We start from the raw sequence: 12637 nt of genomic DNA on the forward strand, positions 1-12637 counted from the left end.
AGGTGGTTTTTTGTTGATTGCAGTTGTTGGTGTTTGTGTTGCAGGCAAAACTACGCTGGTCAAACGGTTGCGGGAATTGGGCTTTGAAGCCTATAATGTCGCCCAGGAGCATTCCGGGATTAAAAAGCTATGGAAACGCAGAGAACCGGATATACTAGTGATGCTGGATGCAACACTGCCGGCCATTCGCAAGCGGCGGGATGTGCCGTGGGGCGAAGAACGGCTGGCGCTGCAGCGCGAGCGGTTAATGGATGCAAGACAACATGCCGACCTGTTTATCCAAACTGACTTGTTATCGAAAGAAGATGTGGCGCAAACTGTACTGGACTACATACGGAGGGACTTTCACTATGGCCAGGATAACCGTAGAGGATCTGAAGAAGGATCATGAAATTACAGTATATCTCAAATGCAGTACCGAATATCTCAGCCGTTTAGGCTTTACCGAGCATGGTCAGCGCCATGCCGGCATTGTGTCGACCAGAGCCTACCGGGTGCTGGCTGATTTGGGGTATGGCCAGCGTGACTGTGAAATGGCGGCGGTTGCCGGCTATATGCATGATATCGCCAATATGGTCAACCGCTATAATCATGGCGGTAACGGCGCTGTCATGGCGCATCAAATACTGTCGCGCCTGGGAATGCCGCCGGAAGAAATTGCCCTGGTGGTTTCAGCCATCGGCAATCATGAGGAGGAACGGGGCAATGCGGTCAACCATGTGGCTGCGGCGCTCATTTTGGCTGATAAGTCGGATGTATACCGCACCCGGGTGACCAGCAAGGATTTTGCTAAGTTTGAAATTCACGACCGGGTGAATTATGCGGCTGAAAGCAGCCTGCTTACGGTCAATAAAGAATTAAACACGGTTACGTTAGAGGTTAAAATTGACACTTCAATCTGCCCGGTCATGGAATATTTTGAGATATTCCTGGCCCGGATGGTTATGTGCCGCCGGGCGGCGCAGTTTTTGGACTGTCGTTTTGGTTTAATTATCAATGATTATCAGTTGCTTTAAGACAGGCGCTTTCGTTGACATTGTCATAACATTCCAGCTATAATTAAATGCGAATGACCAATGGTCGACGAACAGAAATGGGGGAGAAGTAGTTGAGATGGGGTAATCTTACCAAGTTTTTGGTAATTGTAGTGGCAATAGTAGCTGTGTTTGGTTACTATATAGCACCCCTGGCCGGATCGATTAAACAGGGTCTGGATTTACAGGGCGGAACGCATATTGTGCTTGAGGCTGTGGATACTCCGGAAGCTAAGGTTGATGATGATGCTGTTCAGCGGGTTGTCAAGATCATGGAGCGGCGCATCAATGAGCTGGGGCTGACTGAACCGATTATTCAACGGCAGGGTGACCGGCGGGTTATTGTAGAATTGCCGGGGATCAAAGAACCGGAAAAAGCAATAGAACTGATTGGCAAGACGGCGCTGCTTGAATTTCAGGATGAAAGCGGCGCTACAGTCATGACCGGCACAGACTTAAAAGATGCCAAAGCCCAAATTGATCAAGGCAACCGTAATTTGGTTTCATTGGAATTTTCCGATGAGGGTGCGAAAAAATTCGCCAATCTGACCGCCCAAAACATTGGGAAGCATATCTCTATTTTGTTGGATAAGCAGGTATTGACCAGCCCGGTGGTGGAAGAGGCGATTCCCGGCGGGAAAGCGGTCATTACCGGCAATCGTACGATTGAGGAAGCGCAGCAATTGGCCATTCTGCTTCGTTCAGGTTCCCTGCCGGTAAAGGTTGAGGTTATGGAAACCAGGACGGTGGGGCCGACACTGGGCCAGGATTCAAAACAGAAAAGTATACTGGCGTTTACGATCGGCGTTTCGGCAATTATTTTATTTATGCTGGCGTTTTATCGTTTGTCCGGCTTTGTGGCCAATATTGCGCTGCTGGTCTATGTGCTGCTGCTGCTAGTGGCCCTGAAAATGCTGAATGCTACGCTGACTTTACCGGGAATTGCCGGGATTATTTTGTCGGTAGGCATGGCTGTTGACGCCAATGTTTTGATCTTTGAACGGTTTAAGGAAGAGTTTCGCAGCGGCAAAACCTTGCGGGCCGCCATGGATGCCGGGTTTAGCCGGGCGTTCAATACCATTTTGGATGCCAATGTGACAACTTTGATTGTGGCCGCCGTCCTGTTTTATTTAGGTACAGGCGCAATCAAAGGGTTTGCGGTAACTTTGATTCTGGGGACAATTTTAAGCATGTTTACTGCTATTACCGTGACCAGGTGGCTGTTAAGAACGCTCATTTATGCCAATGCGGTGAAAAACAGCAAAATGTTTGGGGCGTAGGAGGGAAAACGATGAACTTTGATTTTATTGGCAAACGCAAATGGTGGTTTTCGTTCTCTGCGCTCATCATCATCACCGGTTTTATTTCGATGGCAGTACAGGGATTTAATCTGGGCATTGATTTTACCGGGGGCAATTTGCTGGACTTGCGGTTTACGCGGCCGGTTACGGTAACTGAGGTGCGCGAAGCGTTAAAAGAGCATCATTTTGAGCGAAGTACCATTCAACTGGCGGCTGAGGGACAGACCGATGCAGCGCCAAATGTGTTTATCCGTACAACAATGTTAAGTGAGGAAGACCGGCTGGCTGTTTTGGCTGATTTGAAACAGAAGGTTGGCGATTTTGAAGTACTCAGAATAGAGCAGGTCGGCGCAACGATTGGTTCCGAACTGACCAGACAGGCGATTTTGGCGCTGGTCCTCTCCTGGGCATTAATGATTGCTTATATTTCTTACCGGTTTGAATTTAAATTTGCAATTGCCGGTATCATTGGTTTGGTCCATGTCGTTTTGGTTGTGCTGGGAGCATTTTCCCTGCTGCAGAAAGAAATCGACGCCTCCTTTGTGGCGGCCTTGCTAACCATCGTCGGCTATTCAATTAATGATACCATCGTCATTTTTGACCGTATCCGGGAGAATTTAAAGGCTTACCGGAAAAGCGAAGGCTTGGAGCATCTGGTGAATAAAAGTATTCTCCAGACCATGACCCGCTCCATCTATACGGTGCTGACGGTATTGTTCGCCGCAGGCTCACTGTACTTCTTTGGCGGGGATACGACCAGAGATTTTTCCCTGGCTTTATTGATCGGGTTTACCGTGGGCGCTTATTCCTCCATTTTTATTGCCAGCCCGGTCTGGGTTATGCTGAGGCAGGCGGAAGAACGCAAACGGCTGGCCGGGAAGACTAATCCGGCGAAATAAAAAAATGCTTATTCGGCAATCATCAAGGGTGTCTGAAAATGCAGCAGCATTGACAGGCGCCCTGTTTTATTTTGGCTACTATTGAAAGTATAATTCACCAAAAGCTTCTGATGTTAATATCATGTAGCACAGAGAGGGCAGGTGAAAACGATGTGGATTTTGTTGCCATCCATATGTTTAGCTCTGGCTCACATTGCCGGCAATAATGTCGCGGTAGTGCCGGATATGGCGGTTATGCTGGGAAAAGATATTTATATTGTAACAATACTGGCCTACATCATTTTTGGTTCCCTCATGGCCGGCTTGACGGCCTGGATCGGTGTAAAGACCGGGAATGAACTGGTATTTGTTGTGCATAAGCTCTTTGGCTGCCAAGGGAAAAAAATTGCTGCAGCGGTTATTTTATCCATCTGCCTGCCGGCCAGTGTGATTACCGGCGGTTTTTATTCGGGCTGGATTACCAACACTTCCCTGGGTATACCCCTGGGAGCCGCCATTCCTGCCTGTATTCTGCTGTTCTCCTTATTGGCGGCCGGCTATGCGGATGAATTGCTGAAACTTTCCAATTATGCCGCGTTTTTATTGGTGCCGGTAATCATTGCAATTTTTGGCGTTTCCGGATTTTCATTTCCGGCCGGTGAACTGGATATCGGCGAAGTTAACTGGTTATTGGTTTCAGCCTTGGTTGGTTATAATGCGGGTGGCATGAAATCAGCGCTGATCGTAGAAATAGCCGCTCATCTGTCCCGCCGGGGCTGTAAAACGATTGCCCTGGTTATTTTGGCTAAAGTGGTTGAAGGGCTGATTACTTTGGGGATTGTTCACTTAATACTGACCGCCGGGCTGCATGGACCGCTGGCGATTAGTATGATTGCCGGTCATATTGCCGGTCCGGCCGGCTTTTATCTGTTTAATTTGATTTTATTTTGCACCTTTATGAGCGCTATGGTTCCCGCAATGAATGTTAATGCCCGGCAAATGCGGATACTAACTGGTTTATCATTCAACTATTCTTTGCTTATTTCCGGCTTGCTGGTCTATCTGGGCAGTTTATTAAATTTAACCACGATTATTACGGTAATGGGATTAAGCGGAATGGTTACCGGAGCCTTTATTCTTTATACTGCCTATACCTTACATAAATACGGGCTAAATCACTCATAATGATAGTAAATTGATGCCAAAAAGAGGATGAAAATGCTGGTACTGAAGCTTGGAGTTATGATCATTATGGTGATTGGCTTATATTGTACAGTGTTTCCCCGCATTCCGGGAACTCTGATCATATTTACCGGGGCAGCTGCTTACTGGTGGTTTACCGGTTTTGTTACCTACCAGCCGTGGCTGGCTTATGTACTGATCGCGGCGGTGGCGGTAGCTGAAGCAGGCTTAAGAGCGCTCAGAGCATATGTAACAGGGCGGGAAGACGTTACCAGAACGTTTAGTACGGATACCACCGTGGGAAATATGGCCGGATTAATTGTCAGCGAAGCAATCTTAGGCCCGTCGGCCGGGACAATCCTGTGGGAATTATTGGCCGGCAAGGCTTTGTTTTCCCGCTGGACAAGCGTTGCCAAAATTCTTAAAAGGCTAATCCTGGTGGCGGTTATCCGGTTTTGTTTCGGACTTGTCATGATCTACTTGATCATTGAGTATGTATTTCTTTAATGTGGCTGACAGTTTAAACTATGATGTCTGCGAAATGAGACGGTTGGGGGTGGTATTGAAGTTTTTAGGACGGGCAAAATATGAGTACGGCTAAAAAGCAGTTATGGCAAAAGAATGCCGGATAGCAATGGACCCAATCATCATGTTGCCGAGTTTCAACATCAGGGAGGGGTTTGGTTGAAATCTTACTACCAATTGGTTCGACATGACGGGAACCGAGAATTATTTCGCGCTGTGGAAATGTCAATCATTGCATTGAATGACTCGCATCCCTTCCATGTTCATGCCGAAGGACTGCGCGGAACCGGCAAGACCAGTATTATACGGGCAGCAAAAGAAATTTTGCCGCCCATTGTCAGAATTAAAAACTGTATCTACAATTGTCATCCGGCCAGGCCGCATTGTCCTGAGCACCGGACGCTATCGTCCGCGGAAATTGCGGCGATCGGCACTGAGCTAATTCCCTGCCCGTTTTTGGAAATATCGCAATCGGCCAAAATAGGCACTGTCGTCGGCAGTATTGACTTAAGAAAGCTAACCGATAAGAAAAAGCCAACCGCAGCTTTGCTGCCCGGAACGATACCGCAGGCTCACCGGGGCATCATTTTTATTGATGAAATCAACCGTTTGGCCGATACTTCACCGGAATTGGCTGATGTATTACTTGATGTAATGGGCACAAAACCGGGGCGCATTCAAGTGGAAGAAACCGGACTGCCAAAAGTTGAATTGCCGGTTAACGTAACCGTATGGGCTGCATCCAATCCGGATGAAGATCCGGGTCCGTTGTCGTACGTCCGCAAGCAGCTGTCTGACCGGTTTGATTTGGCGGTAAGCATGGGGCGTCCCAGCGCCTATCGGGATATAGTGGCCATTCTGGAGCAGCAGGGGCTGCCGGTTGACGCGGCTAAACAGCTGCTCGCTATTCCCGGCAGCATCCACAAGGTAGTGACAGAGGCCAAAATTAAGCAGGCGCTGGCGAATATTTATGTGGATTATGGCTTGGAAAGTATTCGGGCAGTTGAGGGCATGGAAACGGCCGCCGGCTTAACCGCTCTCATGAAGGGCCGTAATGATGTTGCAGTCGAAGATTTAATTGCGGCAGTTCCACTGGTGTTGGGGCACCGGGCGGACCGGTCGACCATTGCCGGTATATTGCGGTACTTAGAACGGTTGAGTGAGTTTCAGCCCGCAGGCTCCAGCACAGCCGCCGGTCCGGAAGAAAGCCTGGATGAGGCGGAAACTAGCGGACAGCCGCCTTACGGCTGGGCCCGGCTTAAACAATTTTTGACCAGCCTGCTTAACCGCTTTAAGGTGAAACCAAAGCAGCGCCGGGAAAGCAATGCCGGTCCAAGCAATACCGCGGGGCGCAGCGCAAAGTCGTCCGGCAACGCCGGTAACGGCCGTCCGCAGGAAAACTCTTCCAGGCCGTCGGCGAACGGTCCGGCGCGAGGGTGTCCGGCCGGCAGCGCCGCAGGCCGGGCGGCAAACAAACCGCCGGCCCCAGCCAATTCTTCCGTTATCATGGCGCCGCCACAGACGGCATTGCCCTTGATGGAGCATACGTTGGAGCAATTTGTCAGCGGTGAGGATAAAAAATAGGATGAAAGCGCAAAACTGGGATAAACAGGACGTTCAATTTTTAGCCAATTTAGCGCTGCCGGTACGAAAGCTGGCTGCTGCGATGAAACAGGGCAAAGGGGCAAGAATCGGACAAAGTACAGTGGTCAGCCAAAAAGTTCACACCTTCAATCCATTGACGCCGCAATTTATCCATATTCTGCAGGATGTCGACGCCGGGCAGACGTTTTATCAACAAACAGCCGCCGGCAGGGTATATCATATGGATATCTTTCATCAGCAGGGCTTGATTGACCATCACCTGGTGGCGGCAGCCTTAAAAAGGGCAGCGGATGTTTATCAGTTTCAATTTTCGTTAAGCAGTATTGTTTTTGCTGAAAATGGCAGCCGCGGAGTGAACACCGACTATATTGACATCCAAACCGGTACCGGCGGCGGGCGGGTTACCGGCGCTTTAACCTACGGTAAAAAATTATCGCTGCGCAAGGCTCATGAAAATCATGTTCATTTTGCCGCTATGTTCGAGGCGCAGCACCAGGCATTTTTATTTTATGCCGTGTTGGCGATAGAGGCTGTTATTCTGTCCAATCATTTAGAGCTGCGCCGCAACGAGCGGCTGATTCATATTAAAGGAAAGCAGGAGAAGCCGGAGATGGCGGACTATACGGATGAAACCGATTCCTTTATGCAGCGCAACAGCAGTGGGTTTGGACAAAAGCTGTCCCCAGCGGTAAAACAGCACAAATTGGTTCAGGATGCACTCGAATTGGCCGATCATTTTGACACTATTCAGGATGCGCAGCAGTTTATGAATAAACTACATTCGCCCAATAAGAGCAAATTCATGCAAGATCTGGAGGATGACGGTGAAAGGCAGCGCTTACTGGACCGGCTGACCGGTATGGGAATTGTCAAAGCGGGTCAAAGATCACTGGAACTTACCGTTTATGGCCAAGAATTAGAACAGTACCTAAAGGAGCATTTTCTTGAAATTGAAGCTCATCTACGAAAATCTTTCCGGGCGATTAAACCGCTGTCCAGGCAGGCGGGAAAAAATAAAATTCAGTGTTGCCGCTATGAATGGAATACCGGCGTTGCCGCCTGGCAGAAGAATAATGACCAAAAAGACGGGGAACTGGCTGTCGCCGATACCGTTGCCCTTGCCGCCCGGCGGATGGTGATTGACCAACAGCCTGAATTTCAGATTAATGATGAGGACATAAGCTATTTTGCCCGGGAGAAGGTCAGCAAAGCTGAATTATGCGTACTGATAGATACCAGCGCCAGCATGACGGGAGCAAGATGGAGAGCGGCCAAGTTTCTAGTCAGATATTTGCTGTTATCAACACCTGACCGGGTCGGTGTTATTACGTTTCAGGAGAACTATGCCAATATTACCGTTCCGCTGACCCGTGATTACCGGGAAGTTGAGAACTGCCTGCGGACAATAAAACCTGCCGGGGCAACCCCGTTGGCCCTGGGGATCAAGACCTGCCTGGACTATTTAACCAATACCAGAACGCACAATCCGCTGCTGTTGTTAATCAGCGACGGCCTGCCGACTTTGGCCGACCAATCCCGTGATCCGGTCGCCGATGCTTTGGCGGCGGCGCGGGCAATAAAACAACAGGGGTATGGCTTTACCTGTATTGGGTTGAAACCTCATCACAGCTATCTTACCCAGCTGGCCGAGCTGGCCGGGGGAAGCGCCTATATGCTGGAGGAGCTGGAAAAACAACTGCTGGTGCAGGCGGCCTGGGAGCAGCGGCTGAAACTGGTTTGACCCGAAGGTCTGCTTGCTCTAAAGCCTGCCGGCGGCGGGCTTGATTTACGGTTCTGCTGCGGAGCTATGTTGTTGAAAAAGAATACCGTCTGTCCGGCGCTATTTCCGTGAACGGAGCAGCGCCTGTTTTATTTTATCAAGTGAAAAGGATTATTGTATTCTTTCCGAGAATATTACATGATTATGTAACAATTTAGCCTACATAAGAAAAGCAAATAGAGTATTTAACCGATAGATAAGCGATGTTTTAGCACCGATGGAGGTATTATGGCCAAACTACCTAAGGCATGGCGTTTTTTTCCGGTTAAACCGGACCTGAATGAAAAAATTGCCAGTTCGTTTGCTGTTTCAAAGGTGATCGCGCAGTTGCTGATTAACCGCGGTCAGATTGAGGACGAGACGGTGCAGGCCTTTTTGCACGGCACAGCCGATAGTCTGGGCAGTCCAGGGCAGTTAAAAGATTGCGACAAAGCCGTTAGGCGGATCATAAAAGCAATTGACAGTCAGGAAAAAATAATGATCTATGGCGATTATGATGTGGACGGGATAACGGCCACGGCGGTTATGTTAAAAGTACTCCAGCAGCTTGGCGCCAAGGCTGACTATTATATTCCCGACCGCCAAAGTGAGGGTTACGGACTGAATGCCCAGGCTTTGGAGCAGTTTATTCAGGCCGGAACCGGTCTGATCATTTCAGTAGATTGCGGAATAAGCGCTGTCGAGGCTGTGGCGCAGGTAAATCGCAGACTGGATATCATTATTACCGATCATCACCAGCCTCCGGCGGTGCTGCCTGAGGCTGCAGCAATCGTTAATCCCAAGCAGGAGGACTGTTTATACCCGGAAAAAAACCTGGCGGGAGTCGGCGTGGCGTTTAAGGTTTGCCAGGCGTTGTGGCGCAAAGTGAAGAACCAGGAGTTGATGGATTTTTTCGATATTGTGGCAGTTGGCACCATTGCCGATATCGTGCCGTTGGTGGGTGAAAACCGCATTTTGGTTAAACTGGGACTGAAGCGGCTGGCAGCAACGGACAATACCGGATTACAGGCATTAATCAAGGTTTGCGGCCTGACGCCTGATCAATTGGATGCCGGCAAGATCGGTTATGTTGTGGCGCCCCGTCTAAACGCAGCCGGGCGTTTGGGGCAGGCGGCAGGCGGTGTGGAGCTGTTGCTGACAGACGATCAAAGTAGAGCGGCTGAACTGGCAAGCCAGCTGGATCACAGCAATGCCCAACGACAGCTGGTGGAAAAAGAGATTCTGGCCAAAGCGGAAGAACAACTGCAAGACCTTGACCTTGCGACGGCCAAGGTGCTCGTACTGGCGGGGGATAACTGGCATTCCGGCGTAATTGGCATTGTCGCATCGCGTCTGGTTGACCGTTATTACCGTCCTACCATTATTATTGGCGTTCAGGATGGGATCGGCAAAGGCTCAGGCCGCAGTATCGCCGGTTTTGATCTTTATCAGGCGCTGGCAAAGTGCGAGGACCTTTTGATACAGTATGGCGGCCATCGTCAGGCCGCCGGCTTAAGTATTGCCGCCGCTGATATTGACAAATTGCGAAACAGGCTGAATAATATAGCTGCAGAGTTGTTATCCGAAACAGATTATATTCCGGTGTTAAATATTGATGCCGAAGTGGCCCTGGAGGAAATCAATGCCGGGCTGGTGGAAGAGCTGGCCTGTCTGGAGCCTTTTGGCATGGGCAATCCAAGTCCGGTTTTTGCCTGTAGAAATGTTATTCTGTCTGATCTCCGGGCGATTGGGCAGGAAGGGCGCCATCTTAAATTCCGGGTGCGGCGAAAGAATGTCAGCGGTGATGGTATTGCCTGGGAAATGGGTGAATTAACTGCGCAGTTGCAGTGCAATGCTGTAGTTGATGTTGCTTTTCAGCCGGAAATAAACCATTGGAACGGTCGCAGCAACATTCAATTAAAAACCCGCGATATCCGGGGGAATGATCAGCAATTGAGTGAACTTGATCAATTATATTCAGCCGATCATTCGTTTAATCAATATAAAAACCTGATAGATTCCGAACAGTTTTTTACGAAAATCGTCGGGGTGACTTTTGACAATCGCCAGGCTGTCATCGCCGGGCTGCAGCCCGGCCAGCCTTTAACCCTGCAGCGCGAGCCATTAAATTGTTATGACGGCAATGCAATCAAAGTACTGGACGAGAGTGGCCGAATGGTTGGCTATTTGAAGGCCGCTCTGGCGAAGGAAATGGCCGGCGCAATGGATGCAGGCCGTCTGTTCAGTTGTGTGATAACTGCACTTACCGGCGGCAGCGACTGTCAGCTGGGGGTAAATGTTCTGATTTTTAGGGACTGCCTTGCCGGCAGCCGGATACTTTCCAAGCCGGCTGATCATGAAACCATCCGTATGGCGCTGCTGGGAGACCGGACGTATCATGACAGTCAGCGGCTGGTGCTGGGAAGACTGTCAGCCAGGCAAAATACATTGGCAATTATGGGAACAGGCCGGGGGAAATCGGCAATTTTTCAAGCTCACGCCGCCGCTTTGGCCCTTAGCGCCCGGCAGATGACGATTGTTGTCTATCCTTTGCGGGCCTTGGTCAATGATCAATTCATTCATCTCAGCAGAAAGATGGACAAGTTGGGTTTACGGGTGTTGAAGGGCAACGGGACGTTAAGCACCGACGAACGGGCGGCGCTGCTTGCCGCGCTGCATGAAGGCAGTGTCGACATACTGCTGACGACACCGGAGTTTGCCGAAGCTCATTTGGGTTTATTGACCGCGCAAATTGACCGCATTGGATTTTTCGTTATTGATGAATGCCATCATATCAGCCATAGCGCCAAGCAGCGTCCTGTTTATCGCAGGCTGGACAGTATGATCGGAAAATTGGGCCGTCCCCTGGTGCTGGGCGTAACAGCGACAGCGGACAGGGAGACCGCGGCCGGGATACAGCAAATGCTCAATATTGATCAAATCATTGTTGATAAAACGATCCGCAATAATCTGTCACTGGCCGACAGGCGGAATATTGTCGATAAATTAAGTTATATTATACATGTTGTCAAACAGCAGGAGAAAACCCTTGTTTTTGTCAACAGCCGGAAAAAAGCAGTTGAACTGGCCGGTCAGTTGCGGGAAAAACTGCCTGAACTGGACCAGCAAATCGCCTTTTATCATGCCGGTTTAACGAATGAATGGCGCAATAAGGTTGAAGAATGGTACAGACAGGGAACGATAAAGGTAGTGGTGGCCACAAGCGCTTTTGGTGAAGGGATTGACTTCCCTGACATCCGTCATGTGATTCAGTATCACCTGGCCTTTAATTTAACCACGTTTAATCAGCAATGCGGGCGGGCCGGACGGGATGGCGGAGCCGCTACCATTCATCTCTTGTTTGGCCAGGAGGATATCCGTCTTAATGAGTTGATTTTGCAGGATACAGCACCGGAGCGGGAAACGATTGCCAATATTTACATAGTGCTAAAAGCAGAATATAAACAGCATCAGCAAGTAAACTTAACCAATCGGGAGATTGCCGAGCAAGTACGGCTGCGAGGCCGTGGTTCCGTTCAGGAGCGCGGCGTTGGCGTTGCGCTGCGCATATTGGAAGACTTGCAGTTAATCTGGCGGGAAACTTCCGGCGGCAGGCGGACAATTTTTCTTCAGCCGCAGCCTGACCATAAACGTAATTTAGAGCAATCGGCGACCTATTATGAAGGCCTGCTTGAGAAAACCGAATTTTCTTTGTTTGCTCACCGCTTGATGAACGCAGATCAGGACGAAATTTTAGCGTGGATCAACAGCCCATTATATCCGCAGGATGCATAAGGGAGGTCAAATCGGTGAAGTTTAAGGAAAAGATTAGAGAAATCCAGGATTTTCCTGAAAAGGGAATCCAGTTTAAAGATATTACCACACTGCTCAAAGACGGCAAAGCGTTTCATGCTGCCATCAACCAATTGGCCCAGCCGTTTCGCCATCAGGACATTGATCTGGTCGTCGGGCCGGAGGCCAGGGGATTTGTTGTTGGAGCTCCGGTGGCCTATGCCTTGGGTGTGGGCTTCGTGCCGGTAAGAAAATCCGGCAAACTGCCGGGTGAGACGCTCAGCTACCGGTATACACTGGAATATGGCGAGAATGTGCTGGAGGTTCACCGGGATGCGGTTAAGCCGGGCCAGAAAGTGTTAATTGCCGATGATCTGCTGGCAACCGGCGGAACAACCCGGGCGGTTGTCCAAATGGTGGAGCAGCTGGGGGGCGAGGTTGTCGGCTTGACGTTTATGATTGAACTGCTATATTTAAAAGGCCGGCAATTATTAGGGCATGATAATATTACTTCACTGCTTAAATATAAGCAGTGAGATGGAATTTGACGGGGTTGAAAAA

The 12637-nt window shown here is 49.6% G+C and carries 10 protein-coding genes; all 10 read left to right on the plus strand.

Annotated elements, in window-relative coordinates; genetic code table 11:
- Positions 1-13 precede the first annotated feature (13 nt).
- The 10 genes from BLR06_RS00505 to BLR06_RS00550 all read left to right on the plus strand — a co-directional run bounded on the left by BLR06_RS00505 (position 14) and on the right by BLR06_RS00550 (position 12612).
- On the plus strand, positions 14-391 hold the full coding sequence (locus BLR06_RS00505) for a hypothetical protein (RefSeq protein WP_340148007.1): 378 nt from the start codon (positions 14-16) through the stop codon (positions 389-391).
- Entirely contained in the window at positions 351-1016 is a 666-nt protein-coding gene (locus BLR06_RS00510; RefSeq protein WP_092067224.1) for an HD domain-containing protein, read from the plus strand. The genes BLR06_RS00505 and BLR06_RS00510 overlap by 41 nt, the downstream gene beginning before the upstream one ends.
- A gap of 92 nt (positions 1017-1108) precedes the next feature.
- Positions 1109-2314 carry a protein translocase subunit SecD gene (gene secD / locus BLR06_RS00515; protein WP_092067226.1) on the plus strand — a complete coding sequence of 402 codons (1206 nt, stop codon included), beginning with the start codon at positions 1109-1111 and terminating at the stop codon, positions 2312-2314.
- Between the two features lie 11 nt (positions 2315-2325).
- A complete protein-coding gene (gene secF / locus BLR06_RS00520; protein ID WP_092067228.1) occupies positions 2326-3234 on the plus strand; it encodes a protein translocase subunit SecF in 909 nt (302 codons plus the stop codon).
- A 150-nt stretch (positions 3235-3384) separates the two neighbouring features.
- Positions 3385-4398, plus strand: a complete 1014-nt coding sequence (locus BLR06_RS00525) for a hypothetical protein (protein WP_092067231.1) — start codon at positions 3385-3387, stop codon at positions 4396-4398.
- A 33-nt stretch (positions 4399-4431) separates the two neighbouring features.
- A complete protein-coding gene (locus tag BLR06_RS00530) occupies positions 4432-4902 on the plus strand; it encodes a DUF456 family protein (protein WP_173812512.1) in 471 nt (156 codons plus the stop codon).
- A gap of 177 nt (positions 4903-5079) precedes the next feature.
- On the plus strand, positions 5080-6504 hold the full coding sequence (locus BLR06_RS00535; RefSeq protein WP_092067235.1) for a magnesium chelatase ATPase subunit I: 1425 nt from the start codon (positions 5080-5082) through the stop codon (positions 6502-6504).
- 1 nt (position 6505) lies between these two features.
- Positions 6506-8266, plus strand: a complete 1761-nt coding sequence (locus BLR06_RS00540) for a vWA domain-containing protein (RefSeq protein ID WP_092067237.1) — start codon at positions 6506-6508, stop codon at positions 8264-8266.
- Positions 8267-8533: 267 nt separating this feature from the next.
- The gene (gene recJ / locus BLR06_RS00545; protein ID WP_092067239.1) at positions 8534-12079 is read left to right on the plus strand and encodes a single-stranded-DNA-specific exonuclease RecJ; all 3546 of its coding nucleotides are present in this window, start codon (positions 8534-8536) and stop codon (positions 12077-12079) included.
- A gap of 14 nt (positions 12080-12093) precedes the next feature.
- On the plus strand, positions 12094-12612 hold the full coding sequence (locus tag BLR06_RS00550; RefSeq protein ID WP_092067241.1) for an adenine phosphoribosyltransferase: 519 nt from the start codon (positions 12094-12096) through the stop codon (positions 12610-12612).
- The last annotated feature ends 25 nt before the right edge of the window (positions 12613-12637 follow it).

The sequence above is a fragment of the Dendrosporobacter quercicolus genome (assembly GCF_900104455.1).
In the GTDB taxonomy this organism is placed as follows: domain Bacteria; phylum Bacillota; class Negativicutes; order DSM-1736; family Dendrosporobacteraceae; genus Dendrosporobacter; species Dendrosporobacter quercicolus.